We start from the raw sequence: 16,089 nt of genomic DNA, 5'->3' as shown, positions 1-16,089 counted from the left end.
ATGGTGCGACACGACCCCACCGGATGGGGACCCCGGTGCCCGCCCCCGCCAGGCGCCGGCGTTCTCCCCAATGGCTCAGGGACCGACCACCTCAGGTCCCGATCAGCCGCCGCAGCCACGTCAGCTGGGCCGCTCGTGCCGCCTGGGACAGGGCCGCCTGCGGGGCGAAGCCGTCGAAGCCGTGGAAGCCGCCGGGCCAGACGTGCAGCTCGGCCGTCCCGCCCGCCTGCCAGATGCGGGACGCGTACGCGACGACCTCGTCGCGGAAGGTCTCCGCCGAGCCGACGTCCAGGAAGGCCGGCGGCAGGCCGGTCAGGTCATCGGCGCGGGCGGCGGCCGCGTACGGCGACACGTCCGGGCCGCCGCGGTCGGCGCCGAGCAGCGCCGTCCAGCCGGTCTCGTTGGCCGTACGGTCCCAGACGCCCAGCCCCGCCATCTGGTACGAGGACACGGTCTCGTTGCGATCGTCCAGCATCGGACACAGCAGCATCTGTCCGATCGGCCGCGGCCCCTTGCGGTCCCGGGTGAGCAGGGCCAGCGCAGCACTCAGCCCGCCACCCGCGCTCGCGCCCGCGACCACGATCCGCTCGGGATCGGCACCGAGCTCCTCGGCGTGCTCCGCCGTCCACACCAGACCGGCGTACACGTCCTCGATCGGAGCCGGATGCGGATGCTCGGGCGCCAGCCGGTACTCGACCGAGACGACGACCGCGTCCAGCTCCTTCGCCCAGGCCAGCGGGCCGTCCACGCCGACGCGGTTGTCGCCGAGGATCATGCCGCCGCCGTGCACGTGGTAGATCACCGGCCGCGGACCCGCCGTCGCCGGGGCCGTCGGGCGGCAGATCAGCAGCGAGATCTCGGGCGCGTTCTCCGGGCCCGGCACGACACGGTCCTCGACCTCGAAGAAGCCCTCCACCGTCAGGTCGAGTTGGCCCAGCATCTCGATGCCGGCCCCTTGGCGCACGGTGGCGATCTCGTCCATGGTGAGGCCGGGCGAGATCATGTCCTTGATCATTTCCAGGGCGGCGGCGAGCTCGGGGTCGAACGGGGGCGGAACCTGACTCATGGCAACTCCTGACGCGGGGCGCGGCGGCTCTGGGCCGTCATGATTCACGCACCGCGGCCCCCGCGGACCGCCGCCGTACGGCGGAACCTCCCCGCCGAACGGCGGGTGGGCGCGCGATACCAGTCCATTGCCTGTTGTTCACCTGTGAGAGGTGGAGGGGATCGCGAACGGCGACAACGCTGTCAAACCCCCCCACCAAGCGGGTCATGACCCCGATGCTCGCGATCGGCTCCACCGACATCTTGTTCGCGCTCTTCGCCCTGAACGTCCCGGAGATCAGCATCCCGTTCTCGCTGGGCTTCATCGTGATCGTGCTGACCGTCACCACGATCACCAGCCTGCGCGCCTCCAAGAAGCAGGAGGGGCAGGGGAGTCCGGAGGTGACCGAGGTGGAACGCTCGGCCTGGCCGCGGCTCAGTCCCGCTCGGGGGCGGCCTTCGCGCGCATCATCACGCAGTCGAACTCGACCACCCGCCCGGTGGCCGCCTCCCGCGTCACCGGGTACATGCCGGTGATCTCGAAGCCGCCGTCCTCGTACGCCGCCACCGCCTCGCCCATCCGGGGGCTGCCCTCGTACAGCCGCAGCGCGGCGACCTCGGACTGCAGGCCCACGAAGTCCCCGATCCGCTCCCCGGCGCCGGCGAACACCTCCAGGTCGTAGCCCTGGGTGTCCATCTTCAGGAACGGGCGCGGCTCCTCGATGCCGTCGAGGGCCTCGTCCAGCACGCCGTCCAGGCGCCGGACGCGGATCTCCTCCGTGCGGGTCTCGGTGAACCGCCGGTAGCGCCCGAGGCCGTAGTCGCTGGGCGGCAGCAGGGAGTTCATGGTGTTCCAGCCGGTGTGGATCTCGGTCACCGCGTCCTCGCGGCCGAGGCCGAGGTGGTGCACCTGCCACGCGGGGTCGTCCGCGGCTGCGGCGGAGAGCCGCTCGAAGGCGTGCGCGGTCGGCTCGAAGGAGACGATCCGGCCGGTGTAGCCGAGCCGCCGCAGCCGTTTCGCGTACTGTCCGGCGTTGGCCCCGACGTCGAACACGCAGTTCACGCCGTACAGTTCCAGCATCCCGGCGACATGCTGGGTGCACAGGTACTCGGCGGCAGCCAGCTGCAGCCTGCGCTCGTCCTTCCCGGCCCGTTCGTCGAACAGCAGCCGCGCGCCGCTGTCGCCCAGCCGCTCGGCGCGCCATCTGCCGAGGCCCTTGCCCCGCGCCACGACCCAGGTGTCCTTGCCGGCCTCGGTCACCGCGTACCGGCCGTCGCCCCTGGTGAGCAGGTCGGCGCCGGGCCCCAGCGGGGTCCGGACCCTTCCGCCGCGCCTGGAGACCACCGCGGTCCCCGGTCCGAGGTCGGTCACGTGCACGCCCAACCTGGGCATCAGGCCGAGCAGTCGTCGGTAGAGGGTCTGCATCCGGTCACCCTTCCAGACGTGACCGGAAGGGGTCCTTGCTTTGAACGAACTTGGTCATTGCTGTGAAGCCCCGATGTCGCGAGATGGCGCAGGAGGGCCACCGCGGTGAGCGCACCGACCACCACGCACACCCCCGACCAGCCGAAGCGGGCGTAGGCACGGGCGCCGAGCCAGGAACCCGCCGTGCCGCCGAGGTAGGCGCAGGTCATGTACGCGGTGTTGAGCCGGCTGCGCGCGTCGGCGGCCAGCGCGTAGATCCGCACCTGGTTGGCGACCATCCCGGACTGCATACCGACGTCGAGCAGCAGCGTCCCGACGACCAGGGCCACCAGCCCGCTCACGCCACCGAGCCCGCCCAACGCCAGCACCAGGGCTGAGGCACCGACGACGAGGAAACAGACGAGGTTCACCGCGTCCGGCCCCCGCCGGTCCACCAGCCGCCCCGCGACCGGCGTGCACAGCATGGTCGCCGCGTTGACGAGCGCGAGCAGCCCGGCGGCCCGCGCGCTCATGCCGTACACCGGACCCGTCAGCAGCAGGGCCACGCCGGTCCACACCGCGGAGAAGCCCGCGAAGACCGCCGCCTGGTAGAGGCAGGAGCGGCGCAACTGGGGTTGCGTGCGCAGGAGTTGCAGGGGCTCGGCGAGCAGGGCCGGGTAGCGCTGGGCGGACGGCGGGGCGAGTGTCGGCAGTGCTCGGGCCAGGAGGGCGGCGGCCGTGAGGGAGAGGGCCGCCGACAGGACGTACGGGGCCCGCCAGCCCAGCCAGTCGCCGAGCGCGGCGCCGAAGGTGCGGGAGAGCAGCATGCCCGCGATGGAGCCGCTCAGCAGCAGGCCGCTGGTCGCTCCACGCCGCTCGGCGGGCACCAGGCCGGCCGCCAGCGGTCCGGCGAGGGGCGCGACCACCGTCGTCACGCCGATCAAAACACTCGCGGCGGCCAGCGGCAGCAGGTCCGGCGCGAGGCTCGCGGCGAGCAGGCCGAGGCCGGTCAGGGTGAGCAGGGTGACGAGCAGGCGGCGCGGAGGCAGACGGTCGCCGAGCGGGACGAGCAGGAAGATGCCGGCCGCGTAGCCGAACTGCGTCGCGGTCACCACGGAGGCGGCGGTGCCGGGGGAGACGCCGAGGCCCGAGGCCACCAACGGGCTGATCGCCTGCGGGAAGTAGACATTCCCCACGGCCACCCCGCAGGTCAGCGCGAGCAGCCAGGTCAACCGGGAGCCGGCGATAGGCTGGCGCGGGTCGTGATCCGTCATGGGCCCAAGTCCAGGGCACCGGCCGACGGTTGCCAAACGATGAAGCCGGGGGCTTAATGATCAGCTTCCTGCTGGATGCCGAGGACCTGGCGGACACCCGGTTCGCCATCTCCCCGTTGCGCGAGGTCATGGGCAGCCTGCGGGCCCTGCGCGCCCCCGCACTCTTCCCGCTGCACACCGAGTGGCGCCGGTCCGTGCTCGCCCGCCTCGACCCGGCCGACGCCCGGCTGCTGTCCGCGCTGGTCGGCGAGACCCTGGCCCTGCCCGACTTCCTCACGCCCAGACCGACGACCTTCGCGCCCACGATCGAGGACCAGCTGGCCGTCGTACACGCGACGCCCGAAGAGGTCGTACGACGGGATCTGTACGCGGCACACGCTCCGCGCCCGCTGCCCGCGGAACTGCGGCCGCGTGCTCCCGAGTTGCTGGAGGAGGTCTGTGAACTGCTGTTCAGGTACTGGAGGTTGGCGATCCTGCCCGACTGGTCTCGGATGCGGCTCGTGCTGGAGGCCGACATCGCCCACCGGGCACGGCAGTTGGCCATGGGCGGGGCCCGGCTGCTCTTCTCCGACCTGCACCGCAACCTCACCTGGCGGGACGGCGAGCTGCGCGTCGGGCAGATGATCGGGCGGCACCGCATCGACGGCGCGGGGCGGGGCCTGCGTCTGGTGCCGTCGCTGTTCGCGCACAAGCCCGCCCCGCCGGTCGGCGCCGGCGAAGCCCCGATGCTGGCCTACCCGAGCCGCGGCGGCGCGACCCTGTGGGAACCGGCCCCCGACCCGGACGGCTCGGCGCTCACCGCGCTGCTCGGCGCGCCCCGGACCACCGTCCTGCGGCTGCTCGCCGAGCCGCTGCCCACCGTCGAACTCGCCCGCCGCCTCGGCGTCACCCCCAGCGCCGTCTCCCAGCACCTCCAGGTGCTGCACGCCACCGGACTCGTCACCCGGGCCCGCGACGGGCGCCGCGTGCTGTACCGGCGCAGTGCCCTCGGCGACCAACTGGCCGCAGGCGCTTGACTTCGAGAGCGCTCCAAGATCTAGCGTCTTGCGAGGACGGTGAAGGTACGGGCGAACGGAGACGGGCATGCGGGTGGGCGTACACATCAACAAGTTCGACCACAGCGGGGGAGGACCCGCGCTCGGCGCCGAACTCGCCGCCGCGGGCGCCGCCGCCGAGGCGGCCGGTGTCAGCTGGCTGTCGGTCATGGACCACTACTTCCAGATGGAGTTCAACGGCGGCGCCGAGGATCCGATGCTGGAGGCCTACACGACGCTCGGCTACCTCGCCGGGCAGACCTCCACGCTCCGGCTCGGCGCGCTGGTCACCGGCGTGACCTACCGCCACCCCGGACTGCTCGCCAAGATCGCCACCACCCTCGACGTGCTGTCCGGCGGACGCGCCACGCTCGGCATCGGGGCGGCCTGGTACGACCGTGAACACGCGGGACTGGGCGTGCAGTTCCCACCGCTCGCCGAGCGCTTCGAGCGGCTGGAGGAGGCGCTGCGGATCTGTCTGCAGATGTGGGACCCGGAGAACAACGGCCCCTTCGAGGGCAAGCACTACCGGCTCGCCGAGACGCTGTGCGTGCCGGCGCCGGTCAGCAGCCCACACCCCGAGATCATGATCGGCGGCGGGGGCGAGAAGAAGACGCTGCGCTTGGTCGCCCGCCACGGCGACGCCTGCAACCTGTTCGCGACCTCGCCGGAGGAGGTCCGCCACAAGCTCGACGTGCTGCGCGGCCACTGCGACACCGAGGGCCGCGACTACGACGCGATCCGCAAGACCGTCGCCTACATGGGAGACGCCGCCACCGAGGGCGACCTCGACGCGTTGCTGAAGGACGTCAACGACTACACGGGGCTCGGCATCGACACCGTGATCCTGGTGCCGCGCCTCGGCGAGACAGCGGCCTGGATGGAGCGCTTCGTCTCCCGGGTCGTGCCTCGCCTGGCCGAACTGGACTGAGCGCGGGCCGGGTGCAGAGCCTGTGTCATGTCCCCGGCCGGGCGCGCGGCGTCTGGCACGCACGCTCGCGGCGTTGCCGAACCGCCCACGTGGCTCCGCCACGCGGACGCTCCGGCGCCTTGCGATCGCACGCACCAGACGCCGCGCGCTGATCCGACCAGGGACATGACACAGGCTCTCAGGCCGGACGGCTGCGGGAGACGATCCGCGTCCCGCAGCCGTCGACCGTCCGGACCTGGAGCGAACCGCAGGCGCACCGGGTCCACACCGTGCTCCCGGCGGCCGTGGTGTGCCGGGACACCACCTGGAAGGGCTCGGCGCCGTCGGGCCAGCCGCAGTGCGGGCAGGCGGTGCCGGTGGTGCTGGTCATGGCTGCTGACTCCTCGGACGTGTGGGGACGGCTGACCGTCGCGACACAGCCAGAGTGCAACCGAAGGTTCGTGCACGTCCAGGTTGACTTTCTGGACCTGACCTTGAAGCGTGGGCTTCATGATTGACCTGCGCCGGCTCCACGTCCTGCGGGCGGTCTCGCACTACGGCACGGTCACCGCCGCCGCCCGCGCCCTCCACTTCACCCCGTCCGCCGCCTCCCAGCAGATCCGCCAGCTCGCCCGCGACCTCGGCGTCGATCTCCTCGAACCGCAGGGCCGCGGGGTACGGCTCACCCCGGCCGCCGAGAGCCTCCTCGCGCACGCCGACGCCATCGCGGCCCGCTGGGAACAGGCCGAACTCGACCTGCGCGCCGACCACCGCGACCCCGCCGGTCCGCTGCGCGTGAGCGGCTTCGCGGCGGCGGTGTCGGTGCTGCTCGCGCCCATGGCGGCACGGCTGCAGAAGCGGCACCGGCGGCTGTCCGTGCGGATCCAGGAGGTGGGCGTACCGGAGAGCTTCGACCTGCTCTTCGAGGGCGCGACCGACCTGGCGATCGTGGAGGCCACCCCGCACAACCCGCCGCTGAGCGACGCCCGCTTCGACCAGCAGCCGCTTCTGGACGACCCGTTCGACCTCGTCGTACCCGAGGACCACGCGCTGGCCGGGCGGGCGCGGGTCGATCTCGCGGACGCGGCGCACGAGCAGTGGATCGCGCCGGTGCCGGAGAGCCCGTGCCGTACACATGTGATGTCGGCGTGCGGTGAGGCCGGGTTCAGTCCCGACGTCGTCCATCACGCGGTGGAGTGGAACGTCACCGCCCACCTGGTCGCCAGCGGTCTGGGCGTCGCCCTGATCCCGCGGCTGGCCCACCTCACCCCGCACCTGCCGATCGCCCGGGTGCAATGCACGGGCAACCCGCACCGCAGGCTCCTGACCTGCACCCGGCGGGGCGGCCGGGAACTGCCGGCGGTCGCCGCGGCGCTCGGGGAGCTGCGGGAGCTGGCGCCGACCGCGGTGGCCTGAGACACGGGAAAGGCCGGAGCCCCTCGGCTCCGGCCCTCTCGGGTGCGTACGGGTCAGGCGGCGACGGTCTCGCCCGCGTGGCCGTGCAGCCGGGCGACGACCTCGGTCACCTGGGCGGCGACCTCGGCGTCGTCGGCCGGGTGGGTCTCGGCGAAGCGGACCACGGAGCCGGGGATGGACAGCTTGACGTCCTCCAGGACCTTGCCGCCGGCGATGCCCACGGCCTTGCGGGTCTCGTCCTGCGCCCACACACCGCCGAACTGGCCGAACGCGGTGCCGACCACGGCGACCGGCTTGCCGCCGAAGGCGCCGGCGCCGTACGGGCGGGACAGCCAGTCGATGGCGTTCTTCAGGACGGCCGGGATGGTGCCGTTGTACTCGGGCGAGAAGAGCAGGAAGGCGTCGGCGGCCTGCGCGGCCTCACGCAGCTTGGCGGCGGGCGCCGGGACGCTGCCCTCGACGTCGATGTCCTCGTTGTAGAAGGGGATCTCGGCCAGGCCCTCGAACAGCTCGACATCCGCGCCCTCGGGTGCGAGCTTGACGGCCGCCTCGGCGAGCTGGCGGTTGTGCGAACCGGCGCGAAGGCTGCCGACGAGCGCAAGGATGCGAACAGACATGCGAACTCCCAGATGCTGAAACATTGCCGTTACGATCCGGACCGAGGTCCGTTTAAAGTTCTAGCACCCTAAGCGGACCGCGGTCCAGTTTTGTTCCCGATGCTTTACGCTGGCTTCATGTCCGCCACCCTGCCGCCCTTCCCGATGCAGCCCCAAGAGCCCGTCGGTGAGCCCGAGTTGCTCCAGCTCGGGTCCCCCGAGGACGAGCCGTGCCTGCGTGCCGACGCGGCGCGCAACCGGGCCCGGCTGCTGGACGCGGCCTCCCGGCTGATCGCGGAGCACGGCGTGGCCGGGGTCACGATGGAGGCGGTGGCCGCGGCCGCCCAGGTCGGCAAGGGGACCGTCTTCCGGCGCTTCGGGGACCGCACCGGGCTGCTGATGGCGCTGCTCGACCACTCGTCGAGGACGCTGCAGGCCGACTTCATGGGCGGGCCCCCGCCGCTGGGTCCCGGCGCGCCGGCGGACGAGCGGTTGCGGGCCTTCGGCGTGGCGGTGCTGTACCGCCTGGTGGAGCAGCTGGACCTGCATCTGGCCGCGCAGTCGGATCCGACCCGCCGGTTCGCCCACCCGTCGTACCGGGCGCTGCACACACACGTGACGATCCTGCTGCGGCAGATCGTGCCGGACGCCGACTGCGAGCTGCTCGCCCAGCCCCTGCTCAGCTATCTGGACCCGGCCCTCATACATCACCTGGTCCGGCAGTGCGGGATGCCCATGGAGCGCCTGGAGGCCGGCTGGGTGGACCTGGTCTCCCGGGTGACGGGCACCGCACCGCCGTGCTGAGCCCCGCTCAGTCGTGGGCGGCGAACATCTCGACCAGGCCCAGGGGCGCGTCGGCGCGGAAGAGCAGCTCGCCGCCGTGCGCCGAGTCGAGCGCCGCTCGCTCACTGCGCGGGAACAGCTTCTCCTCGTAGGCGGCCAGCGCGGCCTCCGTGTCACCCGGGTGCGCCACCAGCGCCAGGCCCAGCTCGGCCCCGTCCAGCAGCGCGAGGTTGGCGCCCTCGCCGGCGAACGGGGACATCAGATGCGCGGCGTCGCCGAGCAGCGTGACGCCGGGGACACGCTCCCAGCGGTGCCCGACGGGCAGGGCGTGGATGCGCCGCGGCACCAGAGCGCCGTCGGCGTCCGCGACCAGCGCCCGCAGACTCTTGTCCCAGCCCGTGAAGTGCTGAAGCACCCGCTCCTTGGCCGCCTCGGTGTCGCCGAAGTCGATGCCGTCGAGCCACTCCTCGGGAGCCGTCACGGCCGCGTAGACGTGCAGGCTGCCGTCGGTCTCGCGGTGCGCGAGGAAGCCCCGGCCCGCCCCGAGCGCGAACAACATCCCGCCGCCCACCACCTCGGCACTCACCGGGTGCCGCAGATCGGCGTCCCGCAGGTCCGCCTCGACGAACGAGATCCCGGTGTACGAGGGCTGCGCGCCGGACACCGGCGACCGCACCCGCGACCAGGCGCCGTCCGCGCCGACCAGCAGATCCGTGGTGAAGACGGTGCCGTCGGCGAGCGCCACCTCGTGCCGGCCGCCGCCCAGCGGGCGCGCGCCGGTCACCTTCGCGCCCCAGCGGACGGTGCCCTCGGGCAGTGAGCCGAGCAGCAGGTCGCGCAGGTCGCCGCGGTCGATCTCGGGGCGCCCGCGCGCCGGGTCGTCGGCCTCCTCGCGGTGCACCACCGCGTCCTGGTCCAGGATCCGCATGGCCTGTCCGCCCTGGTGGACGAGCGACCAGAACTCCTCGTACAGGCCCGCGGCGCGCAGCGCCTCCTGCCCGGAGTCGTCGTGGATGTCGAGCATGCCGCCCTGGGTGCGGGCGGCGGGGGAGGCGTCCAGGTCGAAGACGGCCGCCTCGACGCCGTGCACGTGCAGCACACGGGCGAGGGCGAGGCCGCCCAGGCCGGCGCCGACGACGGCGATGGGGTGATGCGTGGTCATGACGTACTCCTTGAGGTCAGTCGGGCACGGCGGTCCGCTCGATGCCGGCGATCAGCGCGCGCAGGGCCCACGACAGACGGGCCTCGGGCGCTCCGGAGAGCAGGGTGTCGCCGAGCGCGGCGATGCGTGGATGGGTCCGGTCCGAGATCGAGCGCAGGGTGGAGCGCAGCGCGTCCCAGTCCTCCTCGGAGGCCTCGGCGCTGTGCTCGGCCGCCGTCGCGGTGGCGTGCTGCAACAGCAGGTCCACACCCCACGCGGCCTGGGCCGGGGGGACCCCGCCCTCGTCGAGCAGGGCGAGCAGCGTCTCGATCAGGTTCAGATAGTGCGGGCCGCTCGGTCGGGCGGTGAGTGCGGAGCGGGCCAGGCTCGGGTGCTCGAAGAGCATCGCGGTGTAGGCGGTGAGCACCCGCTCCAGGCGCTCGCGCCACGAGCCCTCGGCCGGGGCCGGTCCGACCGTCCCCAGCAGCTCGTCCAGGACCGCCGCGTGCAGCTCCGCGGTGTTGCGGACGTACACGTACAGCGAGGCCGGGCCGGTGTCGAGCTCCTGCGCCAGGCGCCGCATGGTCACCTTCTGCAGGCCCTCGGCGCGCAGGATCGCGACCGCGGCGGCCACGATCCCCTCCCTGGTCAGGGCGGGTTTGGCCGGGCGCTCACGGCGGCTGCGGGGGGTGTCGGGACGCTCTGTCATGCCTTCAGGTTAACGAACATGTTCGCTCCGAACAAGTTCGTGACGAACACGTTCGTCGTATCCCGGGTGTGGCCCCGGCCACAGGTTCTGCAAAGATGCCGTACGTCATGGTGCAGATACCGAACCCGCCCCCGCACTCGTCCCCCGCACCGCGCCCCGTGCCGACGAGCGCCGATGTGGCCCGCCTGGCCGGCGTCTCGCGCGCGACCGTCTCCTACGTCCTGAACAACACCAGCGCCGTACGGATCAGCGAACCCACCCGCCGCCGCGTCCACGAGGCCGCCAAGGAACTCGGGTACGTGCCCCACGCGGCCGCCCGCAGCCTGCGCGCCGGACACAGCCGCATGGTCCTGATGCCCGCCCCGGACTTCCCCGTCGGCCCGCTCTACAGCCGGTTCATCAGCGAACTGCAGTGGGCGCTCGGCCGCCTCGACTACACGGTCGTGCAGTACGGCTCCATCGGTGTGTACGGCGACGAGGCCGCCCGTGCCTGGGCCGAACTGCGCCCGGTCGCCGTCCTGGTGCCCGGCGCCGGACTCGGCCCGCAGGGCGTGTCCGTGCTCAAGCGCTCCGGTGCCCGGGCCGTCGTCACCCTCGGCCCCGAGTGCGTCGACGGCGCCCACTCGCTCCTCATGGACCACGAGGCCGTCGGCCACTGCGCCGGCAGCCACCTCTTCGACCGCGGCCGGCGCCGGATCGGCGTGGTCGTGCCCGCGGAGGCGGGCCTGGAGTCCTTCTCCCAGCCCCGCCTGGAAGGCGTCCGGCGCGCCCTGCACGGCACCGACGCCACCGTCACGGAACTGCCCCTCGCGTACGAGGAGGAGGCCGCCGCGCGCCTCGCCGCCCGTTGGCGCGAGTTCGACCTCGACGCCGTGTTCGCCTACAACGACGAATACGCGATGCTGGTGATGCGCGCCCTGCAGGACGAGGGCGTGCGCATACCGGAGGACACGGCCGTCATCGGCGCCGACGACCTCATGCTCGGCCGGCTGCTCAGGCCCCGGCTCAGCACGGTCCACATCGAGCTGCCGTCCGGCCGCGACCTCGCCGAACTGGTCGACCGCGCGGTGCGCAACCCCGGCGCCGCGCCCGAGACGCACAAGGTGCTCGGAGCCTCGGTGGTCCACCGCGACTCCAGCTGAACCCCTGGGGAGACGCCCATGCGCACGACGGTCGGCATCATCGGCGGCGGCCCGGCCGGGCTGCTCCTCGCCCGGCTGCTGCACCGCACGGGCGTCGACTGCGTCGTCCTGGAGGCCAGGACCCGCGAGTACGTCGAGCACCGCCAGCGCGCCGGCATGCTGGAACAGGGCACGGTCGACGCCCTGCGCGAGGCCGGCGCCGCCGAGCGATTGACCGCCGAGGGCCTGGTCCACCAGGGCATCGAGCTGCGCTTCGACCGGGAACGCCACCACATCGACTTCCCGACCCTCACCGGCGGCCGCACCGTCACCATCTACGCCCAGACCGAGATCGTGAAGGACCTCGTCGCCCTCCAACTCGCCGACGGACCACCGCTGTTGTTCGAGGCCGAGGCCCTCGCCGTCGAGAAGCCGGAGAGCGAGTCGCCCGTCGTGCGCTTCCTGCACGAAGGCCGCGAGCAGACGCTGAGCTGCGACTGGGTGGTCGGCGCCGACGGCTTCCACGGCATCTCCCGCGACACCTTCCCGGCCGCGGGCAGCCGCTCGTACGCACACGACTACCCGTACTCCTGGCTCGGCATCCTCGCCGATGTCGCCCCCTCCTGCGAGGAGTTGATCTACGCGCGCGGCGAGCGGGGCTTCGCCCTGCACAGCATGCGCTCACCGCACGTCTCCCGCCTCTACCTCCAGGTCCCGAACGACACCGACCCCGAGGACTGGCCCGACGACCGCATCTGGGACGAACTCGCCGCCCGCTTCGCCGTCGACGCAGACTGGACCCTTCGGCGCGGCCCGATCACCGCCAAGTCCGTGACACCGATGCGCAGTTACGTCCACGAGCCGATGCGGCACGGGCGGCTGCTGCTCGCCGGGGACGCCGCGCACATCGTGCCGCCGACCGGCGCCAAGGGCCTCAACCTCGCCGTCTCCGACGTCCGGGTCCTGCACCGCGCCCTCGCCGAGCTGCACCGCACCGGATCCGAGCAACTCCTCGACGCCTACTCGGAGTTGTGCCTCGGCCGGGTGTGGCAGGCCACGCGATTCTCGTACGACATGACTAGGATGTTGCACGCTCAACCAGATGGGGACGCGTTCGAGGACCGGCTGCAGCTCGCACGGCTGCGCCGCATCACCGCGTCCCGCCATGCCGCGGCCGAACTGGCCGCCAACTACTCGGGACTTCCGCTCATCACCTGAGCCGAGTCCCGCCGGTGACGAAACGGAGAGCCGCCATGCCGTTGCTCGACCCGAAGACCTGGCAGTCCCGCCCCTTGTCGAGGCCGGAGTACGCCGTGACAGAGCCCGCCACCGGGGACACCCTCGCCACCGTCACCCTCGCCTCCGCCGAGGACGTCGGCACGGCCGCCGAGACCGCCCGCGCCGCCCAGACCGAGTGGGCCCGCGTGCCGCACTTCGTCCGCGCCGGGGTGCTGCGCAAGGCCGGCGACCTGTTCGCCGCGCACGCCGACGAGCTGCGCGAGTGGATCGTGAGGGAGTCCGGCTCCATCGCCGGCAAGGCGGACTTCGAGCTGCACGTGGCCGCCCAGGAGTGCTACGAGGCCGCCGCGCTGGCCTCCCGCCCGGCCGGCCAGATCCTGCCCAGCGAGGCGCCGAGGCTGTCGTACACTCGGCGGGTCCCGGTCGGTGTGGTGGGCGTGATCTCGCCCTTCAACGCGCCGCTGATCCTCTCCATCCGCTCGGTCGCCCCGGCGCTCGCGCTCGGCAACGCGGTCGTCCTGAAGCCCGACCCGCGCACGGCGGTATGCGGCGGCCTCTCGCTGGCCGCGGTCTTCGCGGAGGCGGGTCTGCCCGAGGGGCTGCTGCACGTGCTGCCGGGCGGCCCGGACGTCGGCCAGGCGCTGGTCGCCGACCCGCGGGTGCCGGTCATCTCCTTCACCGGCTCCACCGCGGCCGGGCGCGCGGTCGGCGAGGCGGGCGGCCGCCACCTCAAGCGCGTGCACCTGGAACTGGGCGGCAACTCCGCCATGGTCGTCCTGGAGGACGCCGACATCGACGCGGTGATCTCCACGGCCGCCTGGGGATCCTTCTTCCACCAGGGCCAGATCTGCATGACGACCGGCCGCCACCTGGTCCATCAGTCGCTGTACGAGGACTACGTCGAACGGCTCGCCGCCAAGGCCGACTCCCTCGCCGTCGGCGACCCGCACCGCGAGCAGGTCCACCTCGGCCCGATCATCGACGACGCCCAGCTCGCCAAGGTGCACGGCCTGGTCGAGTCCAGCACCTCCCGCGGCGCCAAGCTGGCCGCGGGCGGCACCCACGAGCGGCTCTTCTACCGGCCGACCGTCCTCGCGGTTGTCGACGACCAGAGCCCCGCCTACGCACAGGAGGTCTTCGGTCCGGTCGCGCCGGTGCGCTCCTTCGCCACCGCGGACGAGGCGGCGGCCCTGGCCTCGGCGGGGGAGTACGGCCTGTCCCTGGGCATCGTCACCCGGGACACGGCCCGCGGCCTCGACCTCGCCGAGCGCATCCCGACCGGCATCGTCCACATCAACGACCAGACGGTGAACGACGAGGCCGTGGCGCCCTTCGGCGGCGTCGCCGCGTCCGGCACCGGCGCCCGCTTCGGCGGTGAGGCCAACCTGGAGGCCTTCACCGACGTGCGCTGGACGACGGTGCGGGGTGACGTGGCGCCGTACCCGTTCTAGAGCAGGCTGTTACTGGCCGTTCTGCTCGGCCTGGGCCTGCTGGGCCTCGACCGCCTTGCGGACCTCGTCCATGTCCAGCTTGCGCGCCTGTCCGATGACGTCCGCCAGGGCGGCCTCGGGCAGCGCGCCCGGCTGCGCGTACACCGCGACCTGGTCGCGGACGATCATCAGGGTCGGGATCGACTGGATGCCGAAGGCCGCGGCCAGCTCCGGCTGCGCCTCGGTGTCGATCTTGCCGAACACCAGGTCCGGGTTGTCCTCGGCCGCCTTCTCGTACACCGGCGCGAACTGACGGCACGGGCCGCACCAGGACGCCCAGAAGTCGATCAGGACGAATTCGTTGTCCGTGACCGTCTGGTCGAAGTTCTCCTTGGTGAGCTCCACGGTGCTGCTCATGACCTGAAATCCCTCTTCCTGCTGTCGGGGCGAAGCCGTCCGCACAACACGGCCGACCGGACACGTATTCCGCGCCCCTACCCGTGTGGTCTGAGCGCACACCACCCACCAGACTGACCCCATGACGGAAACGGAAACCTTCGTGTACGACGTCGTGGTGCTCGGGGCCGGCCCGGTGGGGGAGAACGTCGCCGACCGCACCCGCGCGGCCGGCCTGTCCACCGCGGTCGTGGAGAGCGAGCTGGTCGGCGGCGAGTGCTCGTACTGGGCCTGCATCCCCAGCAAGGCCCTGCTGCGCCCGGTGATCGCCCGCGCGGACGCCCGCCGCGTGCCCGGTCTGCGCCAGTCGGTGCAGGGCCCCCTGGACGCCGAGGCGGTCCTCGCCCACCGCAACTACTACACCTCCGACTGGCACGACGACGGCGCCGCCGGGTGGCTCGACGGCATCGGCGCCGATCTGCACCGCGGCCACGGCCGGCTGACCGGCCCGCGCACGGTGACCGTCACCGGCGCCGACGGCGCGCAGAAGGTGCTCACCGCCCGGCACGCCGTCGCCGTCTGCACCGGCACCGACGCCGTGCTGCCCGACCTGCCGGGCCTGGCCGAGGTCAAGCCGTGGACCAGCAGGAACGCGACGAGTGCCCAGGCCGTGCCGGGCCGGCTCGTCGTCGTCGGCGGGGGAGTGGTGGCCACCGAGATGGCCACCGCCTGGCAGGCCCTGGGCTCGAAGGTCACGCTGCTCGTCCGCGGCAAGGGCCTGCTCAACCGCATGGAGCCGTTCGCCGGGGAGTTCGTCGCCGAGGCCCTCACCGAGGCCGGCGCGGACGTCCGCACCGGCACCTCGGTGGAGTCGGTGACCCGCGAGAACGGCACGGTCGTGGTCGTGACCGGCACCGGCGACCGCATCGAGGCCGACGAGATCCTCTTCGCCACCGGCCGCAAGCCGCGCACCGCCGACATCGGCCTGGACACCATCGGCTTGGAACCGGGCAGCTGGCTGTCGGTCGACGACAGTCTCCGCGTCACCGGCAGCGACTGGCTCTACGCGGTCGGCGACGTCAACCACCGCGCCCTCCTCACCCACCAGGGCAAGTACCAGGCGCGCATCGCGGGCGCCGCCATCGCGGCCCGCGCCTCCGGGGTGCCGATCCTGGAGTCCGACCCCTGGGGCGCCCACGCGGCCACCGCCGACCACCACGCCGTACCGCAGGTCGTCTTCACCGACCCGGAGGCGGCGGCCGTGGGCCTCTCCCTCGCCGAGGCGGAACAGGCCGGCTACCGCGTCCGCGCGGTCGACGTCGACATGACCTCGGCCTCCGGCGCGGGCCTGTACGCCGACGGCTACAAGGGCCGCGCCCGCATGGTCGTCGACCTGGAGGCGGAGATCCTGCGCGGCGTGACCTTCGTCGGCCCCGGCGTCGGCGAACTCATCCACTCCGCCACCATCGCGGTCGCCGGCCAGGTCCCGATCAGCCGCCTGTGGCACGCGGTCCCGTCGTTCCCGACGATCAGCGAGGTGTGGCTGCGGCTGCTGGAGGCGTACCGGGACAACTGACGTACAGACAGGGCC

At 72.8% G+C, this 16,089-nt stretch carries 16 protein-coding genes; 8 read left to right on the top strand and 8 right to left on the bottom strand.

What is annotated here, in order from left to right; genetic code table 11:
* Positions 1–91: 91 nt before the first annotated feature.
* From ABZ848_RS08760 to ABZ848_RS08750, 3 genes are all read right to left on the bottom strand, one after another.
* Positions 92–1,066 (bottom strand): alpha/beta hydrolase, encoded by a 975-nt coding sequence (locus ABZ848_RS08760; RefSeq protein WP_360827517.1) that lies wholly within the window; start codon positions 1,064–1,066, stop codon positions 92–94.
* 414 nt (positions 1,067–1,480) lie between these two features.
* Complete coding sequence (locus ABZ848_RS08755; RefSeq protein ID WP_360827514.1) at positions 1,481–2,470, bottom strand: FkbM family methyltransferase; 990 nt, start codon at positions 2,468–2,470, stop codon at positions 1,481–1,483.
* Positions 2,437–3,723 carry an MFS transporter gene (locus ABZ848_RS08750; RefSeq protein WP_360827511.1) on the bottom strand — a complete coding sequence of 429 codons (1,287 nt, stop codon included), beginning with the start codon at positions 3,721–3,723 and terminating at the stop codon, positions 2,437–2,439. Before ABZ848_RS08750 ends, ABZ848_RS08755 begins: the two co-directional genes overlap by 34 nt.
* A gap of 56 nt (positions 3,724–3,779) precedes the next feature.
* Here ABZ848_RS08750 and ABZ848_RS08745 point away from each other — a divergent pair, with 56 nt between their 5' ends.
* Both ABZ848_RS08745 and ABZ848_RS08740 read left to right on the top strand, forming a co-directional pair.
* Positions 3,780–4,739, top strand: a complete 960-nt coding sequence (locus ABZ848_RS08745) for a metalloregulator ArsR/SmtB family transcription factor (RefSeq protein WP_360827508.1) — start codon at positions 3,780–3,782, stop codon at positions 4,737–4,739.
* A 67-nt stretch (positions 4,740–4,806) separates the two neighbouring features.
* Positions 4,807–5,688: an LLM class F420-dependent oxidoreductase gene (locus tag ABZ848_RS08740; RefSeq protein WP_360827505.1), complete on the top strand. Its 882-nt coding sequence runs from the start codon at positions 4,807–4,809 to the stop codon at positions 5,686–5,688.
* 178 nt (positions 5,689–5,866) lie between these two features.
* Here the strand turns inward: ABZ848_RS08740 and ABZ848_RS08735 are convergent, their stop codons facing one another.
* Positions 5,867–6,058: a hypothetical protein gene (locus tag ABZ848_RS08735; RefSeq protein WP_360827502.1), complete on the bottom strand. Its 192-nt coding sequence runs from the start codon at positions 6,056–6,058 to the stop codon at positions 5,867–5,869.
* A gap of 119 nt (positions 6,059–6,177) precedes the next feature.
* Here ABZ848_RS08735 and ABZ848_RS08730 point away from each other — a divergent pair, with 119 nt between their 5' ends.
* Entirely contained in the window at positions 6,178–7,083 is a 906-nt protein-coding gene (locus tag ABZ848_RS08730) for a LysR family transcriptional regulator (protein ID WP_360827499.1), read from the top strand.
* A gap of 53 nt (positions 7,084–7,136) precedes the next feature.
* On the opposite strand, the gene ABZ848_RS08725 is transcribed toward ABZ848_RS08730, so the two are convergent.
* Entirely contained in the window at positions 7,137–7,700 is a 564-nt protein-coding gene (locus ABZ848_RS08725; protein WP_360827496.1) for an NAD(P)H-dependent oxidoreductase, read from the bottom strand.
* A gap of 99 nt (positions 7,701–7,799) precedes the next feature.
* Between ABZ848_RS08725 and ABZ848_RS08720 the strand changes: the two genes are divergently transcribed.
* Positions 7,800–8,483: a helix-turn-helix domain-containing protein gene (locus tag ABZ848_RS08720; RefSeq protein ID WP_360827493.1), complete on the top strand. Its 684-nt coding sequence runs from the start codon at positions 7,800–7,802 to the stop codon at positions 8,481–8,483.
* A 7-nt stretch (positions 8,484–8,490) separates the two neighbouring features.
* On the opposite strand, the gene ABZ848_RS08715 is transcribed toward ABZ848_RS08720, so the two are convergent.
* Together ABZ848_RS08715 and ABZ848_RS08710 are read right to left on the bottom strand one after the other, a co-directional pair.
* Complete coding sequence (locus ABZ848_RS08715; RefSeq protein ID WP_360827490.1) at positions 8,491–9,624, bottom strand: NAD(P)/FAD-dependent oxidoreductase; 1,134 nt, start codon at positions 9,622–9,624, stop codon at positions 8,491–8,493.
* Positions 9,625–9,640: 16 nt separating this feature from the next.
* On the bottom strand, positions 9,641–10,312 hold the full coding sequence (locus tag ABZ848_RS08710; protein ID WP_360827487.1) for a TetR/AcrR family transcriptional regulator: 672 nt from the start codon (positions 10,310–10,312) through the stop codon (positions 9,641–9,643).
* 107 nt (positions 10,313–10,419) lie between these two features.
* Here ABZ848_RS08710 and ABZ848_RS08705 point away from each other — a divergent pair, with 107 nt between their 5' ends.
* From ABZ848_RS08705 to ABZ848_RS08695, 3 genes are read left to right on the top strand one after another with little or no spacing between them, the layout of a single operon-like run.
* Entirely contained in the window at positions 10,420–11,454 is a 1,035-nt protein-coding gene (locus ABZ848_RS08705) for a LacI family DNA-binding transcriptional regulator (protein WP_360827485.1), read from the top strand.
* A gap of 18 nt (positions 11,455–11,472) precedes the next feature.
* Entirely contained in the window at positions 11,473–12,651 is a 1,179-nt protein-coding gene (locus tag ABZ848_RS08700; protein ID WP_360827482.1) for a 4-hydroxybenzoate 3-monooxygenase, read from the top strand.
* A gap of 35 nt (positions 12,652–12,686) precedes the next feature.
* The gene (locus ABZ848_RS08695) at positions 12,687–14,123 is read left to right on the top strand and encodes a benzaldehyde dehydrogenase (protein WP_360827479.1); all 1,437 of its coding nucleotides are present in this window, start codon (positions 12,687–12,689) and stop codon (positions 14,121–14,123) included.
* A gap of 9 nt (positions 14,124–14,132) precedes the next feature.
* Here the strand turns inward: ABZ848_RS08695 and trxA are convergent, their stop codons facing one another.
* Complete coding sequence (trxA, locus tag ABZ848_RS08690; RefSeq protein WP_242767542.1) at positions 14,133–14,519, bottom strand: thioredoxin; 387 nt, start codon at positions 14,517–14,519, stop codon at positions 14,133–14,135.
* 121 nt (positions 14,520–14,640) lie between these two features.
* Here trxA and ABZ848_RS08685 point away from each other — a divergent pair, with 121 nt between their 5' ends.
* Entirely contained in the window at positions 14,641–16,074 is a 1,434-nt protein-coding gene (locus ABZ848_RS08685; RefSeq protein ID WP_360827475.1) for an NAD(P)/FAD-dependent oxidoreductase, read from the top strand.
* Positions 16,075–16,089: the final 15 nt, after the last annotated feature.

The sequence above is a fragment of the Streptomyces sp. NPDC047081 genome, from assembly GCF_040643775.1.
Taxonomy (GTDB): domain Bacteria; phylum Actinomycetota; class Actinomycetes; order Streptomycetales; family Streptomycetaceae; genus Streptomyces.
This window is presented reverse-complemented; position numbering and strand designations above follow the sequence as displayed.

What these genes read in the sequence shown, in the direction of transcription:
- ABZ848_RS08760 (WP_360827517.1), bottom strand. Translation starts at nt 1,066, where the DNA reads ATGAGTCAGGTTCCGCCCCCGTTCGACCCCGAGCTCGCCGCCGCCCTG.
- ABZ848_RS08695 (WP_360827479.1), top strand. Translation starts at nt 12,687, where the DNA reads ATGCCGTTGCTCGACCCGAAGACCTGGCAGTCCCGCCCCTTGTCGAGG.
- ABZ848_RS08735 (WP_360827502.1), bottom strand. Translation starts at nt 6,058, where the DNA reads ATGACCAGCACCACCGGCACCGCCTGCCCGCACTGCGGCTGGCCCGAC.
- ABZ848_RS08685 (WP_360827475.1), top strand. Translation starts at nt 14,641, where the DNA reads ATGACGGAAACGGAAACCTTCGTGTACGACGTCGTGGTGCTCGGGGCC.
- ABZ848_RS08705 (WP_360827485.1), top strand. Translation starts at nt 10,420, where the DNA reads ATGGTGCAGATACCGAACCCGCCCCCGCACTCGTCCCCCGCACCGCGC.
- ABZ848_RS08755 (WP_360827514.1), bottom strand. Translation starts at nt 2,470, where the DNA reads ATGCAGACCCTCTACCGACGACTGCTCGGCCTGATGCCCAGGTTGGGC.
- trxA (WP_242767542.1), bottom strand. Translation starts at nt 14,519, where the DNA reads ATGAGCAGCACCGTGGAGCTCACCAAGGAGAACTTCGACCAGACGGTC.
- ABZ848_RS08750 (WP_360827511.1), bottom strand. Translation starts at nt 3,723, where the DNA reads ATGACGGATCACGACCCGCGCCAGCCTATCGCCGGCTCCCGGTTGACC.
- ABZ848_RS08715 (WP_360827490.1), bottom strand. Translation starts at nt 9,624, where the DNA reads ATGACCACGCATCACCCCATCGCCGTCGTCGGCGCCGGCCTGGGCGGC.
- ABZ848_RS08710 (WP_360827487.1), bottom strand. Translation starts at nt 10,312, where the DNA reads ATGACAGAGCGTCCCGACACCCCCCGCAGCCGCCGTGAGCGCCCGGCC.
- ABZ848_RS08700 (WP_360827482.1), top strand. Translation starts at nt 11,473, where the DNA reads ATGCGCACGACGGTCGGCATCATCGGCGGCGGCCCGGCCGGGCTGCTC.
- ABZ848_RS08725 (WP_360827496.1), bottom strand. Translation starts at nt 7,700, where the DNA reads ATGTCTGTTCGCATCCTTGCGCTCGTCGGCAGCCTTCGCGCCGGTTCG.
- ABZ848_RS08720 (WP_360827493.1), top strand. Translation starts at nt 7,800, where the DNA reads ATGCTTTACGCTGGCTTCATGTCCGCCACCCTGCCGCCCTTCCCGATG.
- ABZ848_RS08730 (WP_360827499.1), top strand. Translation starts at nt 6,178, where the DNA reads ATGATTGACCTGCGCCGGCTCCACGTCCTGCGGGCGGTCTCGCACTAC.
- ABZ848_RS08740 (WP_360827505.1), top strand. Translation starts at nt 4,807, where the DNA reads ATGCGGGTGGGCGTACACATCAACAAGTTCGACCACAGCGGGGGAGGA.
- ABZ848_RS08745 (WP_360827508.1), top strand. Translation starts at nt 3,780, where the DNA reads ATGATCAGCTTCCTGCTGGATGCCGAGGACCTGGCGGACACCCGGTTC.